The sequence below is a fragment of the Bacillus sp. EKM202B genome (assembly GCF_011066025.1).
In the GTDB taxonomy this organism is placed as follows: Bacteria; Bacillota; Bacilli; order Bacillales; family Bacillaceae_G; genus Bacillus_A; species Bacillus_A toyonensis.
On record NZ_JAAMNK010000007.1, the window covers coordinates 102,708 to 126,413 of the forward strand.

Annotated in this window: 22 protein-coding genes and 2 pseudogenes; 7 read left to right on the forward strand and 17 right to left on the reverse strand. The window is 34.1% G+C overall.

Annotated features, from left to right (window positions below; genetic code table 11):
- Positions 1 to 463: 463 nt before the first annotated feature.
- The 4 genes from ycaC (at position 464) to G9F74_RS11465 (ending at position 4,372) form a co-directional block, all read left to right on the forward strand.
- Positions 464 to 1,108: an isochorismate family cysteine hydrolase YcaC gene (gene ycaC, locus G9F74_RS11450; RefSeq protein WP_000131223.1), complete on the forward strand. Its 645-nt coding sequence runs from the start codon at positions 464 to 466 to the stop codon at positions 1,106 to 1,108.
- A gap of 180 nt (positions 1,109 to 1,288) precedes the next feature.
- Positions 1,289 to 1,933 (forward strand): hydrolase, encoded by a 645-nt coding sequence (locus G9F74_RS11455; RefSeq protein WP_000067163.1) that lies wholly within the window; start codon positions 1,289 to 1,291, stop codon positions 1,931 to 1,933.
- The gene (locus G9F74_RS11460; RefSeq protein ID WP_016108722.1) at positions 1,930 to 2,523 is read left to right on the forward strand and encodes an antibiotic biosynthesis monooxygenase; all 594 of its coding nucleotides are present in this window, start codon (positions 1,930 to 1,932) and stop codon (positions 2,521 to 2,523) included. Before G9F74_RS11455 ends, G9F74_RS11460 begins: the two co-directional genes overlap by 4 nt.
- A 13-nt stretch (positions 2,524 to 2,536) precedes the next feature.
- Positions 2,537 to 4,372 (forward strand): amidohydrolase, encoded by a 1,836-nt coding sequence (locus G9F74_RS11465; RefSeq protein ID WP_016108723.1) that lies wholly within the window; start codon positions 2,537 to 2,539, stop codon positions 4,370 to 4,372.
- Positions 4,373 to 4,668: 296 nt separating this feature from the next.
- On the opposite strand, the gene G9F74_RS11470 is transcribed toward G9F74_RS11465, so the two are convergent.
- From G9F74_RS11470 to G9F74_RS11495, 6 genes and pseudogenes are all read right to left on the reverse strand, one after another.
- Positions 4,669 to 5,547 (reverse strand): LysR family transcriptional regulator, encoded by an 879-nt coding sequence (locus G9F74_RS11470; protein WP_016108724.1) that lies wholly within the window; start codon positions 5,545 to 5,547, stop codon positions 4,669 to 4,671.
- 218 nt (positions 5,548 to 5,765) lie between these two features.
- Positions 5,766 to 6,199: pseudogene (locus G9F74_RS30045) on the reverse strand (MarR family winged helix-turn-helix transcriptional regulator).
- Positions 6,200 to 6,672: 473 nt separating this feature from the next.
- Entirely contained in the window at positions 6,673 to 7,623 is a 951-nt protein-coding gene (locus G9F74_RS11480) for a magnesium transporter CorA family protein (protein WP_000388990.1), read from the reverse strand.
- 305 nt (positions 7,624 to 7,928) lie between these two features.
- Complete coding sequence (locus G9F74_RS11485) at positions 7,929 to 8,954, reverse strand: ParM/StbA family protein (protein WP_016108726.1); 1,026 nt, start codon at positions 8,952 to 8,954, stop codon at positions 7,929 to 7,931.
- 35 nt (positions 8,955 to 8,989) lie between these two features.
- Positions 8,990 to 9,391: a hypothetical protein gene (locus G9F74_RS11490; RefSeq protein WP_016108727.1), complete on the reverse strand. Its 402-nt coding sequence runs from the start codon at positions 9,389 to 9,391 to the stop codon at positions 8,990 to 8,992.
- Between the two features lie 86 nt (positions 9,392 to 9,477).
- On the reverse strand, positions 9,478 to 9,864 hold the full coding sequence (locus G9F74_RS11495; protein WP_016108728.1) for a YflT domain-containing protein: 387 nt from the start codon (positions 9,862 to 9,864) through the stop codon (positions 9,478 to 9,480).
- 119 nt (positions 9,865 to 9,983) lie between these two features.
- Between G9F74_RS11495 and G9F74_RS30050 the strand changes: the two genes are divergently transcribed.
- Positions 9,984 to 10,139 carry an acyl dehydratase gene (locus G9F74_RS30050; protein WP_080119719.1) on the forward strand — a complete coding sequence of 52 codons (156 nt, stop codon included), beginning with the start codon at positions 9,984 to 9,986 and terminating at the stop codon, positions 10,137 to 10,139.
- Between the two features lie 211 nt (positions 10,140 to 10,350).
- Positions 10,351 to 10,716, forward strand: coding sequence for a YxeA family protein (locus G9F74_RS11505; protein WP_000714081.1), 366 nt, complete (start codon positions 10,351 to 10,353; stop codon positions 10,714 to 10,716).
- Positions 10,717 to 10,762: 46 nt separating this feature from the next.
- Here G9F74_RS11505 and G9F74_RS11510 read toward each other — a convergent pair whose 3' ends face one another.
- From G9F74_RS11510 to G9F74_RS30055, 8 genes and pseudogenes are all read right to left on the reverse strand, one after another.
- A complete protein-coding gene (locus G9F74_RS11510; protein ID WP_000758850.1) occupies positions 10,763 to 11,473 on the reverse strand; it encodes an alpha/beta hydrolase in 711 nt (236 codons plus the stop codon).
- Positions 11,474 to 11,729: 256 nt separating this feature from the next.
- Positions 11,730 to 12,185 carry a TspO/MBR family protein gene (locus G9F74_RS11515; RefSeq protein ID WP_000749758.1) on the reverse strand — a complete coding sequence of 152 codons (456 nt, stop codon included), beginning with the start codon at positions 12,183 to 12,185 and terminating at the stop codon, positions 11,730 to 11,732.
- Positions 12,186 to 12,332: 147 nt separating this feature from the next.
- Entirely contained in the window at positions 12,333 to 13,763 is a 1,431-nt protein-coding gene (locus G9F74_RS11520; protein ID WP_016108729.1) for a cryptochrome/photolyase family protein, read from the reverse strand.
- Positions 13,764 to 13,848: 85 nt separating this feature from the next.
- Positions 13,849 to 14,361 (reverse strand): carbonic anhydrase, encoded by a 513-nt coding sequence (locus G9F74_RS11525; protein WP_001086237.1) that lies wholly within the window; start codon positions 14,359 to 14,361, stop codon positions 13,849 to 13,851.
- A 79-nt stretch (positions 14,362 to 14,440) separates the two neighbouring features.
- Complete coding sequence (locus G9F74_RS11530; RefSeq protein WP_016108730.1) at positions 14,441 to 17,053, reverse strand: DUF2309 domain-containing protein; 2,613 nt, start codon at positions 17,051 to 17,053, stop codon at positions 14,441 to 14,443.
- Complete coding sequence (locus tag G9F74_RS11535; protein WP_016108731.1) at positions 17,053 to 18,585, reverse strand: NADH dehydrogenase subunit 5; 1,533 nt, start codon at positions 18,583 to 18,585, stop codon at positions 17,053 to 17,055. The genes G9F74_RS11530 and G9F74_RS11535 overlap by 1 nt, the downstream gene beginning before the upstream one ends.
- A gap of 625 nt (positions 18,586 to 19,210) precedes the next feature.
- On the reverse strand, positions 19,211 to 19,573 hold the full coding sequence (locus G9F74_RS11540) for a Na-translocating system protein MpsC family protein (protein WP_016108732.1): 363 nt from the start codon (positions 19,571 to 19,573) through the stop codon (positions 19,211 to 19,213).
- 355 nt (positions 19,574 to 19,928) lie between these two features.
- Positions 19,929 to 20,045: pseudogene (locus tag G9F74_RS30055) on the reverse strand (polysaccharide deacetylase family protein); the annotation flags it as partial.
- A gap of 97 nt (positions 20,046 to 20,142) precedes the next feature.
- Between G9F74_RS30055 and satA the strand changes: the two are divergent.
- Positions 20,143 to 20,694 carry a streptothricin N-acetyltransferase SatA gene (gene satA / locus G9F74_RS11550; protein WP_016108733.1) on the forward strand — a complete coding sequence of 184 codons (552 nt, stop codon included), beginning with the start codon at positions 20,143 to 20,145 and terminating at the stop codon, positions 20,692 to 20,694.
- A 100-nt stretch (positions 20,695 to 20,794) separates the two neighbouring features.
- On the opposite strand, the gene menA is transcribed toward satA, so the two are convergent.
- From menA to G9F74_RS11565, 3 genes are all read right to left on the reverse strand, one after another.
- On the reverse strand, positions 20,795 to 21,706 hold the full coding sequence (menA, locus tag G9F74_RS11555; RefSeq protein WP_016108734.1) for a 1,4-dihydroxy-2-naphthoate polyprenyltransferase: 912 nt from the start codon (positions 21,704 to 21,706) through the stop codon (positions 20,795 to 20,797).
- Positions 21,707 to 21,999: 293 nt separating this feature from the next.
- Entirely contained in the window at positions 22,000 to 22,599 is a 600-nt protein-coding gene (locus tag G9F74_RS11560; RefSeq protein ID WP_016108735.1) for a DJ-1/PfpI family protein, read from the reverse strand.
- A 52-nt stretch (positions 22,600 to 22,651) separates the two neighbouring features.
- Entirely contained in the window at positions 22,652 to 23,653 is a 1,002-nt protein-coding gene (locus tag G9F74_RS11565) for a phosphotransferase enzyme family protein (protein ID WP_131202362.1), read from the reverse strand.
- Between the last annotated feature and the right edge of the window lie 53 nt (positions 23,654 to 23,706).

The window sequence follows — 23,706 nt, forward strand, 5'->3', positions numbered from 1 at the left end:
ATGAATCTCATAACTTATTCATGCACGTTTATGTTGTGAACTCTAAGTATGAAACTCTATTGTTCCAATGCATTCATTTTCTCCTTTTGGAACAATCCCCCCTCTAATATCTTTTTCATCATAAAATACTTACTGAACATTACTCATATTCAATTGTAATAACAAAAATAGGTGACTATCAATATCGTTCTATCTATAGAATGTATAGGTAAAATCAATCTATTTTATAGTGAAAACAACTATAGTTACGACCTATACGAATTATAGATAATTTAGAATTGATTAACGAATCAGTTTTCAAATACTATAAATTTGTATAGCACTTCATATTCTGTGAATGCTGCTATAACTAATATTATTGGTCAGCTTAGTTATAAACGAATCGTAACAAACGAAGAAACTTATGATAGTATTCGACTATTTAACTTTTCTTCGATTACTTAATTTTTAGGAGGAATACATAATGACTGATCTCTATTCTCGTATTAACAAAGATGATGCTGTCGTGCTTTTAGTAGATCATCAAACTGGTCTTATGTCCGGACTAGTACGTGACTATGGTGTTGATGAATTTAAGAACAATGTTTTAGCTCTTGCTCATACTGCTAAGTTTTTTGATTTACCGGTTATTTTAACAACAAGCTTTGAAAACGGACCTAACGGACCTTTAATGCAAGAATTGGTTGATCTCTTTCCTCACGCACAAAAAATAGCTCGCCCTGGACAAATTAACGCATGGGATAATGATGATTTTGTAAAAGCAATCGAAGAAACTGGAAAGAAGCAACTTATCATCGCGGGCGTAGTTACGGACGTTTGTGTTACTTTCCCAGCACTTTCCGCTATAAAAGCTGGATATGAAGTATTTGCTGTTACTGATGCTTCGGGAACTTTCAGTAAACAAGTTGCAGATGCTGCAAATACTCGCATGGCACATAGTGGCGTGCAACTTATGAACTGGTTTAGCGTAGCTTGCGAATTACAACGCGATTGGCGCAACGATGTCGAAGGTTTTGGCAATTTGCTTGCTAGTAATCTTCCAGGCTATCAAAATATAATTGGAAGCTATATGGGCGCGCAGCGAGATCTTAGTAAACAAAATGCATAAATGTATTTCAAAGAAATGACTTTAAATCACTTTCAAAAAAATGGATAGTATACATTTAGTGCTGATTAAATCAGCACTCTCTTTTAAATTAAAAGGTATAGCAATTTTTTTTTTTACGATTACAGTTTTAATTGTTGAAAATATATTATTTTCAACAATTAAAAAAAGGAGCGTTTTATTATGAGTAATTTAGAATTGTTAAATCCAGAGAACAGTGCCTTAATTTTAATTGATTTTCAGCCTCAAATGACTTTTGGAGTTGCAAGTATTGATAGACAAACATTGATTAATAACGTTATGTTGCTTGCTAAATCAGCAAAAACTTTTAACGTACCTACTATTCTTACTACAGTTGAGACACGTAGCTTTTCTGGTTATTTTTGGCCACAAATTCTTGACATATTCCCAAACCATGAAATTATAGAACGCAGTTCAATGAACTCTTGGGAAGATCCAAAATTTGTTGAAGCAGTTAAAGCAACAGGTAGAAAGAAATTAATATTTGCAGCACTTTGGACTGAAGTTTGCCTTGCATTCCCTGTGCTTGAAGCAATGAAAGCTGGCTATGAGGTGTATGCAGTTGATGATGCTTCAGGTGGTACTAGTTTGACAGCACATAACGCTGCTATGCGCCGTGTAGAACAAGCTGGTGCAATTCCAGTGACAGCAATTCAAGTTTTACTTGAATACCAACGTGACTGGGCACACAAAGATACTTATGATGCTGTAATGGAGATTGTAAAGGAACACACTGGTGCTTATGGTCAAGGTGTAGAATACGCATATACTATGGTGCATGGTGCGCTTCCAAGCAGGAAAATATGAAACAAGAAGGAGTAGCTGTCGAAGAGACTTATACAGGGAACGCGATGGATGCTGCCGATCCAGTAACAACGATTGTTACATGGGAAATTCAACAGGGTAAAGAAAAACAGTTTGAAACATGGAGACATGAAATTGAAGCTGCCGCTACTAAATTCCCAGGACATTTAGGTGTAAATCTAATAGTCCCAAATAACGAATTCAGAGAGTATACTGTTATTTTTCGCTTTGATACGTATGAGCATCTACGTGCTTGGCAAGAATCAGATATTCGCCGAGATTTGTTAAAAACGGCCGAACAATTTCAAGTTACTAATCCAAGTTATAAAACTGAAAGCAGTTTGGCTTATTGGTTTGTTACTCCGAAAACGCCAGTCCCACCTCAAAAATGGAAAATGTCTATCGTTACCCTTCTGGGTGTATGGCCTCTTGGCATGTTAGTTCCTAAATTGATAGGACCTATCATAAAACATATGAATCCTATTATGTCCGCTTTTTTTGTTTCTGTATGTATAGTGTCCTTGCTATCATGGGTAGTTATGCCGATTTTCGGTAAATTATTTCATCCATGGTTACAAAATAATAGGAAGTAGACGAGGTGTGAATATGAATTTACCGGATATGATCTTATATAACGGAAAAATTACTACCCTTGATCCCTCTCAACCTGAGGTATCTGCTATCGCCATAACTGATGGTTTAATAACTGCAATAGGTGGAGATGAGCTTCTTGATAGCGCCACAGAAAAAACAAAAAAAATAGACCTTAAAAGAAAAAGAGCTATTCCAGGTCTGAATGACTCTCATATACACGTTATTCGTGGCGGTCTTCATTATAATATGGAATTACGATGGGAAGGTGTGCCTTCAATTGCCATTGCTCTCGAAATGCTCAAAGAACAGGCAAGGCGTACACCTGCTCCTCAGTGGGTAAGAGTAGTTGGAGGTTGGTCTGAATTTCAATTTAAAGAGAGACGGATGCCAACTTTGGAAGAGATTAATGCTGTTTCTGAAGACACACCTGTCTTTGTGCTACATCTTTACGATAGAGCACTTGTAAATCGTGCAGGGCTGCGTGCACTGGGATACACAAAAGATACCCCAGACCCTCCAGGTTGTTTAATTGAACGGGATAAACGAGGTAATCCAACGGGCCTTTTAATTGCAAATCCTAACGCTTCTATTCTTTATTCAAGTTTGGGTAAAGCTCCAATACTTAATTTTGACGACCAGATTAATTCAACTCGCCATTTTATGCGCGAATTAAATAGATTAGGTATTACAAGTGCCATTGACGCAGGTGGCGGTTTCCAAAATTATCCTGATGACTACAAAGTTGTTGAACATTTAGCTGAGAAGGAACAATTAACTTTGCGTATTGCTTATAATCTATTTACACAAAATCCAAATCATGAATATGAAGACTTTGCTTCATGGGCAAAAATTGTTTCTCCAGGTCAAGGAAATGATAAGTATAAAATGAATGGTGCTGGAGAAATGTTAGTATTCTCGGCAGCCGATTTTGAAAAATTTCAAATGCCACAGCCCGAACTAGCTACGATGATGGAAGCTGACTTAAAGAAAGTAATTTCTCTATTGGTAGAAAACCGTTGGCCATTCCGTTTACATGCAACTTATGACGAGTCAATCACACGATTCTTAAATGTATTTGAGGAAGTCAACAAAGAAATTCCTTTTAATGGTCTACGATGGTGGTTTGACCATGCAGAAACAATCTCAGATCGTAGTATGGAACGTGTTAAGGCTTTAAATGGCGGTATTGCTATCCAAGACCGCATGGCTTTTCAAGGTGAATACTTTGTTGATTTATACGGAAAGGAAGCTGCAAAGCGTACTCCTCCGATTTATCGTATGTTAGACCTAGGTATACCTGTTGGCGCAGGTAGTGATGCAACTAGGGTTTCCAGCTATAACCCTTGGGTCGCTCTTTACTGGATGGTTGCCGGAAAAACCATTGGTGGTCTTTCGATATACGACGAAAAAAATAAACTTGATAGAAAAGTAGCCCTGGAATTATATTCAAAAGGAAGTGCGTGGTTCTCTGGTGATGAAGGTAAAAAGGGAATCCTTGCAGTAGGTCAATTTGCTGATATTGCTGTATTGTCTGCTGACTACTTTACTGTGCCAGAAGAAGAAATCAAGAACCTTGAATCATTACTCACTATTATGGGTGGGCAGGTTGTTTATGGAAATGATGAATTTAAAAGGCTATCACCTGAATTGCCGCCAGCATCACCTAATTGGTCACCGACGGGAGTTTATGGTTATGGTGGTGCTAACCTAGCCCACACTATACTTTCTCACGATGCCCATGATCACAAGTTACATAGTTGCAGTAACCCTCTCCATCAACACACTCATACCATAATAGGAAAAGATGGAACTAAATGGGGTATTGGTTGTACTTGCTTTGCTTTCTAAGTCAAAACCACCGGTATAATGCCCGGTGGTTTTCTTTATGCAATAAGAATATGTAAAAAGAAATAGCAGTATATCCCTAATGGAATCTATTACTATGCGATAAGACCGAAGAGTTAATTGATTAACTTGACTTGTTTTTAACAGCCTTCTCCCCTTAAGTAAAATTCCATGATATTCCCTTTTGAAGCGACTACACCACACATATAAATCTACTTGCCCTTTAACTGTAATTTAGGTCTTATCCTAAGAATTATGTATCATTTTTAATTCCCACACTATAATCATTATTATTTCTATTATACTAATACTTTTTTAGGTTCATTTAACTTCTGCATAAAGATACGTGCTGCAAAACTTAAAAATTTATCATCAAAGTGAATAAGATTAATATCTTGACTTGGTGTTGGTTCAATAATACGAACTATGCTCAAAGTATCATTATTAACGAAGTTAACCAGTGAAAGAGGTATTATGGCAACCCCATGTCCATTGTATACAAGACTCAATAGAGAAATAGAAGATTTTGTTTCTATATTTGCTTCAGATAAAGATAACCCTAAACTCTCACAATATATTTTAATAGATTCACGACAACTACATGAAACCATTATTCTACTCAGTCCTACTAATTCTCGAAAAGAAACAAATGATGTTTCATTCAAAGGATGATTTTTTGGAATGGCAAGGACAAGCTCTTCGCTATACAAAAGGGTGCTTGTTAATGTGTCTGGAATTTGAGCACTACGCGTGATGCCTATATCAATATTTTTATCAACGATTTGATTTACAGCAACTTCAGATTCTATAATTTTTACTACGATGTTAGGATAATGTTGTTGAAACTTCATAATATAAGGTGTTAAATAAGTGAGATCCTCTAATAAACCTCCTATAGTAATTACCCCTCTTTTTACCCCCTTTAATTCAAAAATTTCATTATAAACGTCATCAAATTGTTGCATGATAAATTTTCCTTTATCAAATAGCAACTTACCCGCTTCTGTCATTTTGATACCTCTTCCAACTCGATGAAACAAGGGTGTATCAAGTTCACCTTCTAACACACGGATTTGTTGGCTTAAAGTCGGCTGTGAAATACCTAGAACTTCCGCAGCTTTAGTAAAACTATTATTATTACAAACTTGAATAAAATACTCTAAATGACGTAATTCCATTCTTGATACCCACTCTCCGCTTTATGAAAGATTTATAATGAAAAGGACGATATGTATACGTTAATATAACAACTTTATTCCCTACTGTACTGATTTAAATAATATGATTTATTCATTTTGTATTATAATACATTTACTACCACTTATTAATTTTTCCTCCTATTTATTTAATTTATATGTAATTAGGATATTACTAAACAGAAATAGCCTCTACAAACTTACAATTTCTGTGCGTAATATCCTAACTTTTTCAACCGTTTCATTATCATTTTTTTCTCAATATAGTCCAAACTACCAAATATTTGCCGAATCTCCTCTTTATGCTGAGGAAAAATAATATCATCGATTCAATACCTTCTGAAGTAATTGACGCATACATGACACGGCAGTCTTTAGGACATGGTTTTCACCTCTTCTTTTCCAACCTATTCACTACATACGTGATACTACTACTTGCAAGTAATGTTTTGTCTTCAAGTTTTTGTATAGGCTGATCGCCTTTACTGTATAGTAGCTTAAGCACTGCAAATTCTGTTGGATTAAGTCCATAAATTTTTATATCCTTTTCAATACGTTTAGTGATTGACTGTAATTCCCTTGATAATATAACAAGTAACTTTAAAGATAGGCTCTCATCGTTAATCAACCTCACAATTACCAATCCTTTACAAGTTATCTTGAATTCGAGATTTATTATATTATCGTCAAAATATTATGTCAATCATTCATTTTAGCTTTATCAACCCACTTATAATTTATTTCTCAACATATGACATATGGAATTAGAAGAAAACAATTGTTAATATATAAGTATCTCAATTACGTTATTTCTTTTAAAGAGAGCTTGTTTTTAATCGCAAGTTCTCTTTTGCCATATTCTAAATTGAATCCGGACAAATTTCAGATGATGAGTCTGCCCCCATGTATATGATATAGTTTTTAAACAAAAATTAGAGCCCTCCTACAAGAGGGAGAGCTCTAATCTTTCATATAAATATTCACCATTTTTATCATTGCGGGGACATCAAAACTTTAACTTGATGGGGATATGGTACTACCTCAATTAATAAATATTACAAACCATATATCTATGGTTAATATCTATCATATTTTTTATAAACAGGATTAATTAGATTTAAAAAAAGATTTCTTTTTCTTTACTCGTAATAAGTCACCTGTCCATCCTTTGAATCGCATATACATATACATACCCCCTGTTGTGAAAATAATAAATAAGAGAGCGATTAAATAGCTATATTTCCATTCTAGTTCAGGCATGTATTTAAAATTCATACCCCATAATGCTCCTAAGGCTGTCAAAGGCGTACTCACAGCAGTTAATACAGTAAGAGCTTTCATAATTTCATTCCCACGATGAGAAGAAACAACTTCTTGTAAATGAATCATCGTGTCTAATTCTTCTTGATACTCTTTAACAAGTTGTAATCCACGCTCTAATTTTACCTGTGTTTGTTTATAACAAAGGGTGTTTGTTAGGTTTTCTAACCAAGCTTCTTTCAGGCCTTGTAACACTTCTTGTATTAAGCGAAACACATGTGTGTTCATAAATAATTCATGACGAATATGATAAATTCTTTCTAAAACTGCTATGTTATTATGATGATAAAAATCCCATAATACATTTCTGAAATTGTTTTCGAAATAGTCAACCTTTCGTAAGTAGTGAGATATAAACATTGATAAGATAGCACATAATCCTTCAGCGGAACTATTACAATTTTTTACACTAAAAGAGGAATTATGTATTAATTTTTGAAAATCCTCTTCCTCTTTTTCTTGGACCGTTATCAGTATTCCATGAGCTACGAAATAATGAAGAAAGTTTTGAATTTTGGCGTCCTTTTTATCTTGATCATATAAAAACGAACCATATACACAAGTTTGACTTGGTGATAACGTATAAACATATAATCCATTTTCACAGGGAGAACTTATTTTCTTTACAAATTGAGAGAAATGAGATGTTACATCACGAGGGATTATAGAAGAAAGATTTTCAAGCTCACTAGTTTTCACATGATACCAACTCCATTTCGGCATTTTTAGGCATTCCATATTATTCTTCCTTTCTAAATAGTTTTATGTTTGATCGAATCATATCCGTAATATGAAATTTGTATGTAGGTATTCATGTCTTGGAGGAAAAGTTTTTTGATCAACTAAATTACAAAATAAATGGCATAGGAGGTCTTATTCTGTTAAAAGGAAGACCCCCTATATATTAGCTATTTTTATTCTCAATTTTAAACATTTCCTCTATACAAGCACTTTTTATCTTTTCTTATAAAGAATTTATTATATGTGGAAAAGAAGCTACATAATTTGGTACGTCTATTCAACAAACTCCATTTCGGTCGTTATTAAAATTTAGATTCATATGCAGATTGATTGGTGATGTCGTCAAATACTTGACTTCCAATAATGTAGTATCCATGAAGTGCAGCTTCTTTCGAAGCGTCTACCATACGGAAAGAAGAAATTTCACCTTGCATTTTTTCAATTCGTTTTTTGTGGAGATCTACTATTCCTCCTGTCCAAATAATAGTATCATACTGTTCTAACTTAAATTGTTCTTGTAATACACGCATGACGTCTTGGAAGTGTGCATCCAACTCTTTTTGAATCAAAGTATGAACCTGACTTGTCTGATGATTTTCTTCTCGACATTCATATCTTTTTTCTAATATTTTTGGCATGTCGTTAATATGCAAGTGATCACTTTCACCCGCATGATTCTGCAGGATATTCTTAATATTTTTCAAAGGCTTGCTACATCCTAGTTCCGTCTCATAATGATTTAAAATGACATTCTGTTTCATATCTGTCATTTCTAATGTACGAAATCCACCATCAATAATTAAGATACGATCTCGTTCCTGAATGATTCCCTCTTTTAAGAAATAGGCATGTAAAGCGACTGGTTGCTGAAGAATCAAAGCATTTTCCACCGTAATATTAATAAATTTCCCATCAATTTGCACGGAAGTTTCTTTTTTTAGTGCACGTTGTAATTGCTCATGCTGACTACCAAAACAAGTAACGGGAAGCCCAGTAACAACTAAAGGTAACACGACATTTTCTTTATAATCCTTTGCAATGCAACCAAATATTTGTTGTTTGAACCGTTCGCTTTCATAATAATTTTCTATTTCTTCATCAAATGGAGGAAGAAATGATGCGTCAGATTGATGTGCTTCATTTCCCATGTAGTATGCAAAATCTAAGTCTATAAAACTTACTTTTGTTAAATCTTCACTTTCAGCATGATTAGGTACAGGGGCTAGCGTGGAAGCTTCACTCTTAATCGTCACCTCAGAATCTACATCCTGTCGATATGCCCGCTTGGTAAAACCAATTCCTACATCAATCGCATACAGAGATTTCATACTTTTTTCCTCACTTTCTCTTTTTAGAATTAAATCTAAGCACTCTCTTCTTTCCCTTCTTTCATATATTTCTTTTCATTTTTCGTTTTTTCTCCGTCTATGTCCTTACTATTTTCATTTATTTCGTAATCCTGTTCATCTTTTTTCTTTTTGTTATTTTCGTTTTCTGTTAAATCTTTAATGGTAGAAATGACAACTGGTGTGGCTGTAAGCAGTTGTGGTAATGTTTGTTTTGCAACATTAGCTGCAGTTACAGAGAATTGTTTACTTGTCTCAGTTACCTTCTCTAATGTTTCCTTTATGTTTCCTTCTTGTAGTTTGTCTTTTACGCTTTTTCCTGTAGTTTGTATAGCTTTCCGGTTTTCTTTTTTTAATAGGGAGACCATGACTCCAGTCGTAATCCCAATCACAGCATATTTAAATATTGTATGTTTCATTTTCCTCATCCTTCTCTACTTTTATTTTTTTCAATGCTACAACCTAAAATAATTACCTTACCTATTTATCAGATGTTGCCAATCTATTAGAGAGAATGATAGTTTTGCGTCTGCCTATCACTCGCCGTTGGTGTTTCAGCTGTTACTAGGAGTAAAATTCTCCCTTGATCTAGTTTTTCTTCATATAAGTTAGCTTCCTCCTTCGACAACCCCATTTCCCCCATTTGATTTCGGAGTTCGTCCCCTTTTTTGGAGAAAAAGTTAATAATACTTGTGCCCAATCCTTGTTCTTTTACTCCAATCGTATTTGTGTTTGTATCATCCGCAATCCTTTTTGTTAGATGTTTGTCATGTGCTAAAACATAAATATCATCTTGGCGAATCCCTTGCAATTCTAGCTCTTTTACTTTCATAACTACTTCCTGCTCATTTTGATATTCATGAACCACCGGGTTTCTTTCATTCTTATTCATGGTATTTTTCCTCCTTTAGATTTTTTATTTTTTTATTTAGTTGTTATGTAATATGTAATACACCTATTTTAAAGATGTTAAACCTAAATTTTCAAAAAATTTAATACAATAGGTTATTAATGTTTTTGAATATCAAAGTGATGTCACGAGAACTTTGCTTTGATAAAAGTGTTACAAATAACGATTTGTTTGGAAGGCAAGCCCTTTATTTTATAGAAAATTTCTATATAGAAAAAGTTACAAAAGGAGTACAAGATACTTTTTTCGTTAATTAAATCCAAGAAAAATAAAAAACCAAATAACCTACCATCAAAAAATAAAGAAAACAGGTTATTTGGTTATTCATTCCGTAAGCTTAATGCTCAAGTTAGTCTTTTTTCACACGGTTAAACTTTATTAAGAAAACATTAAGGAATTTCCCTCTATATTCATAAGAATTTTTTCCTATACTTAAAAATAAGTAAATTAACAAAAGGAGAAACAATCATGAAGAAATTTTTACTTTGCATATTAGGAATAGGCCTCCTTATATACTTACTACCGTTCATATTACGCGGGGATTTGGACCGATTTAATCCACTTGCTGAAGAAAAACATGTATATGCCGTTGCGAAAGGGTATGGTGTTCCAGATTACCATCATAAAGGAAGAGCTATATACTCACTAAAAGGTATTGATGAATCCGGGAATGAGATAGAATATACAGTAGGAACAAACACTCCTAATGATTTTATAAGAAAAACGTACTTAAAGGTTCATGTGAAAGGCAAGTATGTCTATTCTTACGACGTTATTTCTGAAAAGGACATTCCGGAGAAACTAAGAGGGAAATTGGAGATAGAAGTTAAATAAAAGAGCCCACTCGTATGAGTTGGCTCTTTATTACCTCTCCCGTCTATCATTGTTTTAACAACCATTCTTCCATTACTTTAACTGTTTCATCTTGTTGTGCTTTTGACGTAATTAAGCTAGCATTATCACCTTTTTGCTCGCCATACATGCCGAAATTAGCATGATTCCCCCCTTTTATCATGTGCATAGTTGTATTCTTTGACATTAACTTTTTATTGTTCTCTATTTTTTCTACAGTTGCTAAAGCATCTACTTCTCCATAAATAGATAACATTGGAATCGATTTGGTAGAGAAATCATCTGCGGGATAAGAACCTAAGAAAATGATTCCGTCTACCTTTTCTTCATGCTGAAAAGCATATTTAGAAATCATAGCTCCGCCCATTGAATGCCCTGCAACATACCATTTCTGAACTTCAGGATACTGTTCCATTACACTGTCTACTGCATTGATTCCAAGTATCGCTAAATTTAATGGTAACTTAGGCATTACTACAAAATGCCCATCTTTTGCAAGAGCTTCTCCTAAATAACTATAAGCTTCAGCTTCTACTTTAGCTCCTTGATAAAAAATAACTCCTATTTTAGCATCTTTCTCTCCAAAAACTATATTCTCTTCATCTTTTTTATTATCTACTAGAGACAAAGCCTCTTTCGTTGGTTTATAAGTAAACTGAGACCAAGTCAAAAAAGTAATACTTCCGATAATTAAAATACCTAATACAGAGTACAGAACAATTTTTATCCATTTCTTCACATATATGACCTCCCTAAGATGTGTATATTCTATACTTTAGATTATCATTAATAAAGTGAAAATTTAATCAGTGGGGGTTTTATTCATCCCCCACTGATTATCAGCCCTCACCAATCGGGCTTTTACGGGCAGCCCGATCCCCACCTAACTTCTTTGCTTTCGCTGAATTTTGAGCTGGAGGTCTTACTGCCCGTTAATGCGGGATAAACATAAAAACTCGAGCATTTTTATTATGCTCAAGTTTTCATTTACGTCTTTAATTTATACTATAAATTGTCCAAGATAAATATGTAGCAAATGCAGCCCATAAAAAATATGGGATTAGCAACCATGCCGATACTTTAGATAAATTGGAAGAAAACATAATGAGAAGTAACGTAGTAATAGCGACTAGTAAACAATCTACTGTTGCTAAAAACAAATTCTTTTGGCTAAATTGAAAGTAGCTGAACGCTTGATTGAATATATAATTTAAAAAGAATAAAAACCAAAATGTTTTTGGCTTGAATCCATAGTTGTTGTAAATAATTGCAACTGATAATGCAATAAGTCCAAATAATACAGCCCATATCATTCCGATTGTCATACCAGGAGGTGTCCAAGACGGCTTTTCTAACGCATTATACCAAGTACGATCAATAGGGAATAAAACACTAGAAACATAAAACAAACCATATGTTAGTAAGAACACTATAATGCTAGATTTTTTCATAAACATTCTCCTTTTTTACTAGAAGGTTTTAGAAACTCTATATGATTCGTATGTTCTTTCAATGAATACAACTTTAATACACAAATAGACATTCTTATACTTTTCATTATACCCTTTACATATCAAATTCATATTGACTCGTGTATTTTATATAAATTCTTTCATACTTTTATATGCACAAAGTGCTCTCTCCCGCGCTGCCTTATGATCAACAACTGGCAAAGGATATGTATGACCAAGCTGTATATTGGCCTTTTGTAAAATATGCTCAGGTGCTTCCCACGGCTTATGTATATATTTATTCGGTATATCTCTTAATTCTGGCACCCATCTTCTTATATACTCCCCATTTTTATCAAACTTTTCTCCTTGTGTAATCGGGTTAAAAATACGAAAGTATGGTGATGCATCCGCTCCACTTCCAGCAACCCATTGCCACCCCATTGTATTATTTGCAATATCAGCATCTAATAGTGTATCCATAAACCATTTTGCTCCTTCTTGCCATGGGATTAATAAATGCTTTACAAGAAAAGAAGCTACAGCCATTCTTGCTCGATTATGCATAAAACCTGTTTGCCACAGTTCCCGCATTCCCGCATCAATAAACGGATAACCAGTTTCACCTTTCTGCCATACTGTTAATAACTCACCTTCATTATTCCACGGAAAATGTTCAAAGCTCTTATTAAGAGGTTTATATACTGTAAACGGATAATGATATAGTAAATAATAAGAAAACTCTCGCCAAATTAATTGACGTATAAAGCTATTCACTTGTTTTTCAAAAAGACTACATTGTCTTTCGGTACTTTTATTTATTAAGTAATGATACATCAACCTCACTGATATTTGACCAAATGAAAGATAAGGTGCCAACATCGAATGAGCATTTTGATTTGGAAAATCTCTTCCTTCACTATAAGAGGCTAATTTGCTAGAGAAAAATTTCTTACATGTTTTGTATGCCCCTTCTTCTGTAGGCTCCCATATTGATTCAATATGAGATGTCCACGGTATAGTAGGCAGCAAGTGTAATTCTGAAACAGATAAGCTTGCTGGTAAAGAGTTTCCTCCCTTTATACTCTGCACTTTACTAATAGGTTTAGGTATTATCTGCTTTTGAAATGCATTATAAAAAGGCGTAAACACCTTATATTCAGTGTTATCTTTCTTTTTAATAATCCACGGTTCTAATAATAAATGCGAATTAAATTCCTTACAGATAATACCTTTATCCTCTAACATCATTTTCATTTTTTGATTAGATTGTAATCTGTCCGGATCATAACAAATATTCCAATATACAGCCGTTATACGTAATTGTTCTATGAGAGAACGTATTTCTTCCTCCGTACGTCCTTTACGAATTATTAAAGTAGAGCCCAATGCCTCAAGTTGCTTCTTTACATCTATTACAGCATGGTGCAACCACCACTTTGATGCACTTCCCATTGAAAAAGTTTCGTCATGTACATATACCGGAACAACCTCACCGGACTGAGCAGCTTCAAATAAAGCTGGGTTATCATATAAGCGAAAATCTTTTTGAAACATAACAATAATTTTGTTTTGCATAACTATCCCTTCTAATTCTTAAAACATATTAAATTTTATTATATAACAGTAATTTATACCTAAGAATTTATTTGTCCCTAATAGATTAGTTAATGTATTCAACTACTTTATTAGCAGAAACTTTTGCAACCGTTTCTTTTCCACCTGTTCTATCAATCATGAAACCATGAACTTTAATATCAGAAGGTACTAACGGATGCTGACGAATCATATCTATACTCTTCTTAATATTTTCACTAACATTTTCTTGTCCACTTAGCCATGCATTCAGGCTACCACTTGAAAATTCAGGCATGCAATGTTTAAAGAGATAGTCTAATTCTATATTATCTTTTATGAAATCATGTTGAGTTTGTAGATTAACTGAAGAAGTTTCTTTATCCTCTATTCCTACAACAAAAATTTCTTCAACATTTTCTTGATAAATAGCAATAATAATAGATCTCATTATATCTCCATAAGGATGTACAATTACAGAATCGTAGCTGTGTATAGTCAACATGTTTTCTTGTTGAATGTTAGTTACTTGTTGGATAATAGGCTCTATTCCATGTTCAATGTCTGTTAACAATAAAACTTTTTTATTCTTTGAATTCATATGGAGCACTCCTTCTTCATTATTGTATTTATGAAATTTTTAAGCTAGTAACAATAGTTGATTATGCATTGCATGATTGTTACCAGTTTTTCCAGCGTCCCTCTGGATCAATACTTGCAAGTCTAACCCATCTATTTTGAACTTTTTCTCGAAATGCGAAATCATTATTTAGCAAACGCTCTATATATTCAATAGGCGCTTGAATTACAATTAGTAAACGAAGTGGTGAATGATACGTCTCACTATCTGACTGCATAACGGATTGCCAAGGTAAGCCTGGCAACAAATCACTTGCATTTCCCTGCATAACACCGAGACCTGCCGTTACGGTTTGTGTTGTTTTGTTTCCACTACCATAATAATGTGGAGCTACAGTTGAAGCGTAATATTGTAGATTTATCCACTGAGCTACTGTTCCTGGTCCTGCAATAATGTTAGCTAATATATCGCCACTTTCATCCTGTTTCCAATCATAATTATGGAGGAAAGCCCTACCTTCTAAATCACAATCCTGAGTTAATTCTCGTTGCCCGATAATAAAAGATGCATTACGGGCTAATCCCCATTCTGGACGTATTTCACTCCAATCTTCTGCAAATCGATGTGCCTCTTTACTCGCATTTTTTATTTTCGTTTTAAAATTTGGTAATTGCGTTAAACGCTCTCTATTTGCATGTTGGCTCACATTTGGCATAATCGACTCGATACAATCAAATGCTTCTTGTGCAGTTTCCGAAAGTTCTGGGACGTAAATCCATTCCAATTCGTCCACTGTTGTTTTATGTTCAGCTGCTGCAAAAATGGTATCCTCAGGAATTTTAATACCTTCAGCAAACAACGCCTCTCGCACTTCTGGCAGATTGCATAAAGTAGCAAAAACTCTTGCATTGAATCCTCCTGCTGCTCCGCCACAAGCACCACACTCAAGTGCTGCAGCATAAGGGTTGTTCGTACTTTGACTACTGTGTCCGCACATTACAACTAAAGGAGCAAATTTTTCTGTCAGTCCCACCATTTTTAAAGCTTGACGCACATAGTTCACTTTTTCTTCTTTCGTAAAACCGATAGGTATCTCACCTTTTGTGTCACGAACATGATTAAGCGAGAATGTTGTATCAGGTTTTTGTAACATAGTTTTACGAAGGTTACGAATGAAACCACCAACTCCTCTTGGGACAAAGCTTCTTGTCACCATCTGTAGACCAAGTAATGGACCACTTAACTCAGGTAGCGCCATACTTGTTAGTACGTTCTGTTTCATCGTTTTAAATGTATAACGCACCGAACTACCTATCCTCTTACGTTGCTCATAAGATTTAAGTTCATTTTCATTTGTGAGCTCTTTTATTTGATGTTTCGGTTTGAGTATAACTGGCAAAGAAGGATGGTTTTTATTATTATTACTACCTAGTTCACTAGTTGCAATTGGTAATCCAAAGAAACCAGCTATTCCAAATGTTTCAAACGGACCTAATTTTTCAAGGTGGCGACGAAACGGTTCTGAACGTACATCAATACAGAATGCTAATTGAGCTAATACACGCTTTTTATCATTAGTTGCACATTGTTTAGAAGCAATCTTCTCCCTTAATTGCTCTGCATGCGTCTGTTCCCAAGCTTCGAGCCAAAGTTTCCTGCGAATATTTTCATCAAAACGATAAGCGAATACTAATAATTCACTTTGTTCAGCAGCAGACATTTGTAACCATTCCTCTATTGAAATATTCCCCCAATAGATCCAAGAAGCTATAAGTGGGACGATCGAAACTTTTTTCTCAACCTTTTGATTTTTTAAAGGTAAATAAGGTTTTGCAATAGCCAGCTCCATAGAAATTCGAACTGCTAAATATTCTATGAGAAGTTCCTGTTCCTGAATTGATTGTTGTGAGCGCCATCGTATCATTCCTGCCCACCCAGGCAAAGAAAGTAAGTGCCCTTCAAGGTAAGCTTGTATATTAGATTCAGAAATTCCTAGTTCAGATAATGCTCTCGCTAAAGCTACTTCGGCATCTTGTGGCCAATCTTTTACAACTTTACGCTCATTTTTACTGAGCGCTGGATCAAATTTAATAAGGTGGTGCCATGCACGATAAAAACCTTTCTCTCGATTTGGCATCTTCCAACTTGATCCGGAGTCATCAAGATATAATTTACACCATTTAATGATATGATAATTAAGAACATCAGATAGGTTTTCACTATTTTGATTCTCTATAAGCGAACTTATTGGCTGCATAACAGAGGCTTTCATACTTGCTGTATTTATATAACTCATTTCTTCTGCCAATTTATTTACTTCTGGCGATGATAATAGACTAGAAGGTAATTTTTCTAACTTTAAAGCGGCTTGGCAAAATCGCTCTGCTTTCTCTCGCGGGATATGAAAAGATTGTGAATCCAGCCAACGAGACAAACTCATTTGTAAAAAAGATTCCTCAATCTCACCTTTCGCTTTTGCCGAATGAATCATGGAGGCACTAGGATAAATATCCACATTACGACCTTCTTTTAACCAATTCGCGACTTGTTCAAATGATTGCTTTTCAAGTCCCATCCAAGGGTGGTGAGCTGCAAACGTAGAGATAGGCCAAAGTGGTGCAATCACTCGGCTAGCAGATGCAACTAAATCATTTATAGTATTTTCTTGCATATCAATGTTTGTATCTTTCTTTAATATTGATGGTATGCTCATCACGAATTACCTCCCTTTGATACATAATGTTTCAGATAGCTTGGGTGACTTTCTACTGACTTTCGTCTCGCCTCACCTACTCGAACTAACCAAAGATAAAGTACAGCGAATAAAGTAGAAGATTGATGACGAGTAACGAAAGTACTAATAACACTACTAAATAGTAAAATACATATAACAAAGATAACGGCTGAAGCTGAAGATTGAACACTTTGATAAATATCAGTATGCAACCATTTATAAAGAGAATTATGAACAGTAAAGTAAATGAGAGAGAATCCAATCAAAACAATTAAGCCAGCAATTCGTCCCATTCTTCCCTCTCCAAAAACAACAAGCTGTTTCCATGAAAAGTATAGTGACCACCCTAATATTAACGCACTAACTAGTTGATACCCCTCTCCAGAAGTCATAAACCAGAAAGTAATTGCTATAAATAATCCTAAAACACGCCCGACTATAATCCATAAATTGGACATCTTTTCATTAGACTGCTTCACTACCCCAAAACGTTCTACTGAAGAACCAGCTTGTAAAAACAGTGTAGCTTTAAACAAACCATGTAAAATTAAATGAATAACAGCCGCTAAATAGGCTCCTAATGCACATTGAATAAGCATAAATCCCATTTGCGCAATAGTTGAACCTACTAGCTGACGTTTATAATCAACTTGGACTAAACTAATTCCTGTACCTATTAAGACAGAAATACTAGAGAAAATTAGTAAAATGATTTGTGCAATATCATCATGAAAAAGAGGTGAAAATCTAGTTAACATGATACCGCCAGCATTTACTAAACCCGCATGCATAATAGCAGAAACAGGAGTTGGAGCAACAGCAGACTCAATTAACCACCTTTGAAAAGGCCATTGTGCTGCTGGAATCATCACAGCCAATATAATTAATAAATTGATTGCTGTTCTTTCCAATGTTCCATGTTGCACTACATTTTCATTCGCTAAAACTGATGTTAACTGCCACTGTCCAGTTATTTGAAACAGCCAAATGATAGCTGATAGCAAAGCAATCCAACTTATTGTAAATAAATATCCAGAGATTTTAGTTGCTTCACTAACTACTTTCCACCCTTTATTTAGCCCTATGAGTAGAACCAATCCTATAAGAGTTGCGCCCCAACAAATAATCATGAAGCGAAGATCATCACTTAACCATGCAACCGAAGATACACCTGTAGTAAATGTAAAAAGTGCAAAGTATTTTCGATATGAGCGATCTCCCATTAAGTAACGTACAGAAAAACGCTGAATGATTAAACCAATTGTAAGAACAAAGAAAGCCATTAACCAAGCTAAAGTATCTAGATGCCAAGGCCCCACAGCTCTATCTCCATTGTTATTAACAAGTGCGAGTAAAGAAACCAATGAAGGCACAGCAGCGATACCAATATGGATATGAACAAAACGTAAAGGTATCCTTGCATTTAAAAACAATAATCCACTTAGCCAAGAAGCACTAAGTGCCATAAAAAATAAAGTTAACAGTGTTGATGAACTTAGCGAAATTAACATGTAAAATACTCCCTTCCAAACGAAAATAACCTATAAAAATTCCTTTTAATTACGATAGTTTTTTAATTTCAATTTTTATTCACTCTTTTTAGTACATCGTTTTTTCCATAAAAAAAACCGACAACTTCCATAATTCAATGATTTTATATCATCATTGAATTATGGAGATTGTCGGTTTCACTTCAACTAACTTCAATAAAGTTTTTTGAAGAGCTCCCATTTTATAGAGGATAGTAATGTATGTATTACTCCTATTAAAAATAACAGTATATCTCTGATCTCCTAGATTATGCAATCAATATATCAATTTATGTTATGCGCTATCTTTCAATTAAGAAACTTTTTCATTTAGTCAATATTACATATTAAAAAAATGCTAAAGCCTTAATTATAGCAAACAGTTAAAATAAGCATCTATTAATTTTTTAAAACAATTATAAGATAAACTATATTAAGCAGGTTGTCAATTTATTTATCCATTTTTTCAAGCGTTATTTCAATCAAAATTCATTATACGTAAATAATTTCAAGTTTTTAATTATTATCATGTTAATAAATATAAATAAAGTGCAAAACTTTTAGGTTTCTTAATTATCTCCCACTAACACTACGGTGGTTTTAATTTTTAAAACTTTTCCTCAAGATTATGAAACAATTTAAAAATCATTACTCGTTCACCTGTACGGGAGCTTATATCTGTATGAAAACTCTTCACTTTTTCTCCAGTTAATTCCAGTATAATCTCTTTAAGATCTTCAATTCCAGATTCAACTAGCTCCGAACGATTTTTCTTTATAGTTAGCATACCTTCTTTTGTTTCGCAAACAGTATATTCAGCTGGCGTTAAAATACCTTGTAAATTTACGATAATTATATCCCGTAATATATCTGTCTTAACGGATATAGACCCTCGTCCTAGGTAGTCCTTTTCCCAATGAGTAATTGCTTTGCTTATCTCTGATTCAATAGAGCCTTTTGAGTTTTTCATCTATGTATCCTCCTTCAATAAAATGTAATTACATTTATAATTACAATAACAATATAATAATCTGGATTGATTTTATTTTCAATTATTGAGAAGAATTTATAGGAATTGTAGTCAGGAATTCTTTAATATTATAGTGTAATTTTAATATAGTATTTTTCAATTATCCTCAACAAGTTACTCCTACTAAAAAGGCTCTGTTGCACAGATTTCTAAAAAACATTCCGGAGAAAATAAGAAATCTCTTGTAACGTAATACATAAACGAAAGGGCCGATTTCTTTATAAAATAGTAAATCGACTTTTGTCTTAGTTATTGATTTAGTAATAAAAACACTTTTAAAAGAAATAAGCTTATACTATAGATGTTGATTTTTCTGAAAGTTAAAACGAAAATGCCCCTCATCATTGTATACCCTAAATTCATACCCTTTCTCTTTATAAAATTTAATGATTTCAGGAAGAACTTGTAATGATAGCCTTACTAATGAAATTCTATTATAATTTTGTAATTGGAATGAATTTGAATTACATAAAGAACCAGAAGAAATAATATAATTTGGAGGTATCACGATGAACCTTTTAATTAGAGAGTTAGAAACAAATGATTTAGATAATTTTCCGGAGATTGATGACAGTTTTATAGTGAATGCTCGGTTAATGCTTTCTCTTTCAAAAGTAAATAGACGCATAGAATATACAGTAGAAGACGTTCCGAGTTATGAAAAAAGTTATTTACAAAATGATCATGAAGAACTGGCGTACAATGAATATATAAATAAGCCCCATCAAATAATTTACATAGCACTGTTACATAACCAAATCATTGGATTCATAGTATTGAAAAAGAATTGGAATAACTATGCTTACATAGAAGATATAACGGTGGATAAAAAATATCGTACACTCGGGGTTGGTAAAAGATTAGTTGCTCAAGCAAAGAAGTGGACAAAAGAAGGCAATATGCCAGGTATCATGCTTGAAACGCAAACTAATAATGTCGCAGCATGTAAATTTTATGAAAAATGTGGATTTGTAATTGGTGGGTTTGATTTTCTTGTTTATACAGGTTTGGATAAGACAAGTGATGAAGTTGCAATTTATTGGTATTTGCATTTCGAATGAAACTGTTTTCAACATGAAACAAAGTCAAAATAAAAACCCCAATCTCTCTCTATATAAAAATTGAGAAATTGGGGTTAAGTTAATTAACAAGATTTTTTATCTAAAACAGATAACTAATTAATAATCCTGCTGATAATAAGAAGCCAAAAATCGTATTTGTCATCGCTGTTGATTTCATGGCGATGCGCATATAACCGGGATCTTTTGCTCCTTTTTGGAAACTTTGAATTGCAGAAATTGGCTTTCTCAAACCTAAGAACATCACTAATGCCCAAGGGCTTATATAACCCATCAATACAATTATAGCGATCCATAAATAAGCAATGAAAAAGGCTACCGCTAGTGTTACTATTGCTTTTTCTCTCCCAAGGAGGATTACTAATGTCTTTCTTCCACCTTTAATATCTTCTTCGATATCTCGGATGTTATTGGACATGTTGATTGCACCGACTAAAATTCCAATTGGAATGGAAATCAATATACTTTCAACTGTTACAGTATTCGTTTGAATAAAGAAAGCAATTAGTACAAAGCATGTCCCCATTAATAACCCAGAAACTAATTCTCCAAACGGAGTGTACGCAATAGGTAATGGACCACCTGTATATAAATAGCCAACCGCCATTCCAATTAAACCGATGACGACTAACCACCAGCTACTATTCATACAAATATAAATGCCAATTAATGCTGCTACTACGTACAATAAAAGCGCAACTGTTAAAACATTTTTCGGCTTCAATCCATGACGGACAATCCCGCCACCAATTCCAACAGAATCAGCTGTATCTAATCCACGTTTGAAATCATAGTACTCATTAAATAAGTTCGTTGCGATTTGCAATGCTAAACATGCAACCATCATCGCAATAAATAAAAGCCAATCAATTTCGGCAACATAAAGTGATGCCACCGTCCCTAAAATTACAGGAGAAAACGTCGCCGTTAATGTATGCGGGCGCGTCATCTTCCATATTAATTTAGCGGAACTAATTTCTTTTTCTGTCCCCATAACTCTGTTCAATCTCCCAACATTTTAAGTATAAATTACTAGCAGTATCTTTCTATCTATTTCCTGCTTCACATCCATTCATTATATCAATTAATGATTATCCTTTCTAACAAATCTACTATTAATAAAGTAAAAAGTTATAAAATGAAACTTTAATCAGTATGAGTTTTGTCATCCCCACTGATTATTAGTACATATCCATTGGGCTTTTACGGGCAGCCCTCCCTCCCATTCGCTGAATTTTGAGGTGGGAGTCTTACTACCATTTAAAATAGGATAAAAAAGAAGTCAAATTACTTCCAAACAACGCCTCGCCTCTCATATTCCATTCTATATTCAACGGCAGCTGCAATTTTAGGATTTGCGAATCTTTCCGTGATCCAAAGTCCCAAATCAACTCCTGAAGTGACCCCTCTTGCAGTAATCGTATCGCCCTGATCCACAATTCTGTAAGGAAGAAGTTCTGCTCCATATTTATTAATTTCACTCTGCGCCAAATGATGCATTGTTGCCTTTTTATCATTCAACATACCGGATTCAGCTAGTAGCATCCCTCCTGTACAAACGCCAGCAACAATTGTTCCTTCATTGTGCATCGCCCTAATCATTTTGGTTAAAGTACCAAGCTCTGCTTGTTTTCGTGCCCCATGTTCAGCTTTATGATTCCAGCCACCACCAGGTACAATTAACAAATCTGGACGATTATCCATCCGTAAAAAATCATGTACTTTAACTGTAACTCCAAACGAAGTAGTAACTTCTTGCTTTCGTTCACTTGATACGAGTTCAACTGTAAACGGAGCTCCTTCTTCTATGGCTCTGTTTAATACTTCAAAAGGTGCAAAGGAGACAAGCTCTCCAAAACCATCAAACAATACAATTTGTATTTTCATTTTTAGAACACCTCATATGTTTTGTTTTATAAATCCCAAAGGAGAAGAAAGGTTATCTACAAATTAATAATGAAGACAACCTCTCTCCCCTTACTCTATAAACTTTCAAATGCTCCTCTAACCGCCTCGCATCATCTAATACACTTAGCGTTTTCTTTACAAAATTCCAATTCAAACTACCGGATAACCATAACAATGAAGAAAGTCTCTCATAATCATTTGGTGTTAAAATATTATGAGCCTTATATCCTTCTAAAAATGAACTAGTAACACTTGAACACACTTCATGTGACTGTATTCCTTCTGTTCGAGAATACCATTTTATTAAAAAGGCTAGTCCTTCAATGCGATCTACATATCCAATTGATTCAAAATCTACAATTCCTTTTACCTGTTGATTTGAGTCCCATAAAACATTCAAAGGATTTAAGTCTGTTTGTACGATAAACTCTAATTCACTCGTATATGCGCACTCTATATGATATTTAGCTAGATTTATATACTCCCGTACGTCTTTACATGCGCTTGCCTTACTTTCTAACATACTTTTAAACTGGGCATACCCATCCAAATGAGATTTCTTTTGAAAAATCGAGCTTTGAAATGTACTAGAAATATCATGAATCTTTCTTGCCGTCTTTCCAAACGATTCTGCAATAGATTCTGTGCCGTGTGTAAGATGCTCTCCTTCAATCCAATTTGCCAATACAAATCGGTACTGTTCATCATTCCAAGTGACTACTGTAAATGAATCCCCTGACCTATTCTTGTTAATTTTCATAAAAGGAATTCCATGCTCACGTAAATAATATGTAAAGCGTACTTGCTCTTTCAATTGTTCATTTGATAACGTTCCAAAAGCTGGATTGATTGTTCGTTTGCTATTTATAAACCTTGCGGAATATCGCTTTCCATTCACCTTAATTTTATAGTGTAAATCTGTATTCCAACTATTATTATGTAATTCTTCTTCGAGTACTAATGAGTCGATTTCTTTAAAATAATTTATTAATACATTCCTAATTATGTGTTTCACCCCGTTCTCTCCTTCCATACAAAAAATTAGGGTACAAGCAATTCATCCTATTCCCCATAGCAAAATTTATT

Bases quoted from the DNA above. Each gene is read 5' to 3' on its own strand.
- ycaC (WP_000131223.1), top strand. From the start codon at position 464: ATGACTGATCTCTATTCTCGTATTAACAAAGATGATGCTGTCGTGCTT.
- G9F74_RS11455 (WP_000067163.1), top strand. From the start codon at position 1,289: ATGAGTAATTTAGAATTGTTAAATCCAGAGAACAGTGCCTTAATTTTA.
- G9F74_RS11460 (WP_016108722.1), top strand. From the start codon at position 1,930: ATGAAACAAGAAGGAGTAGCTGTCGAAGAGACTTATACAGGGAACGCG.
- G9F74_RS11465 (WP_016108723.1), top strand. From the start codon at position 2,537: ATGAATTTACCGGATATGATCTTATATAACGGAAAAATTACTACCCTT.
- G9F74_RS11470 (WP_016108724.1), bottom strand. From the start codon at position 5,547: ATGGAATTACGTCATTTAGAGTATTTTATTCAAGTTTGTAATAATAAT.
- G9F74_RS11480 (WP_000388990.1), bottom strand. From the start codon at position 7,623: ATGGAATGCCTAAAAATGCCGAAATGGAGTTGGTATCATGTGAAAACT.
- G9F74_RS11485 (WP_016108726.1), bottom strand. From the start codon at position 8,954: ATGAAATCTCTGTATGCGATTGATGTAGGAATTGGTTTTACCAAGCGG.
- G9F74_RS11490 (WP_016108727.1), bottom strand. From the start codon at position 9,391: ATGAAACATACAATATTTAAATATGCTGTGATTGGGATTACGACTGGA.
- G9F74_RS11495 (WP_016108728.1), bottom strand. From the start codon at position 9,864: ATGAATAAGAATGAAAGAAACCCGGTGGTTCATGAATATCAAAATGAG.
- G9F74_RS30050 (WP_080119719.1), top strand. From the start codon at position 9,984: ATGTTTTTGAATATCAAAGTGATGTCACGAGAACTTTGCTTTGATAAA.
- G9F74_RS11505 (WP_000714081.1), top strand. From the start codon at position 10,351: ATGAAGAAATTTTTACTTTGCATATTAGGAATAGGCCTCCTTATATAC.
- G9F74_RS11515 (WP_000749758.1), bottom strand. From the start codon at position 12,185: ATGAAAAAATCTAGCATTATAGTGTTCTTACTAACATATGGTTTGTTT.
- G9F74_RS11520 (WP_016108729.1), bottom strand. From the start codon at position 13,763: ATGCAAAACAAAATTATTGTTATGTTTCAAAAAGATTTTCGCTTATAT.
- G9F74_RS11525 (WP_001086237.1), bottom strand. From the start codon at position 14,361: ATGAATTCAAAGAATAAAAAAGTTTTATTGTTAACAGACATTGAACAT.
- G9F74_RS11530 (WP_016108730.1), bottom strand. From the start codon at position 17,053: ATGAGCATACCATCAATATTAAAGAAAGATACAAACATTGATATGCAA.
- G9F74_RS11535 (WP_016108731.1), bottom strand. From the start codon at position 18,585: ATGTTAATTTCGCTAAGTTCATCAACACTGTTAACTTTATTTTTTATG.
- G9F74_RS11540 (WP_016108732.1), bottom strand. From the start codon at position 19,573: ATGAAAAACTCAAAAGGCTCTATTGAATCAGAGATAAGCAAAGCAATT.
- satA (WP_016108733.1), top strand. From the start codon at position 20,143: ATGAACCTTTTAATTAGAGAGTTAGAAACAAATGATTTAGATAATTTT.
- menA (WP_016108734.1), bottom strand. From the start codon at position 21,706: ATGGGGACAGAAAAAGAAATTAGTTCCGCTAAATTAATATGGAAGATG.
- G9F74_RS11560 (WP_016108735.1), bottom strand. From the start codon at position 22,599: ATGAAAATACAAATTGTATTGTTTGATGGTTTTGGAGAGCTTGTCTCC.
- G9F74_RS11565 (WP_131202362.1), bottom strand. From the start codon at position 23,653: ATGGAAGGAGAGAACGGGGTGAAACACATAATTAGGAATGTATTAATA.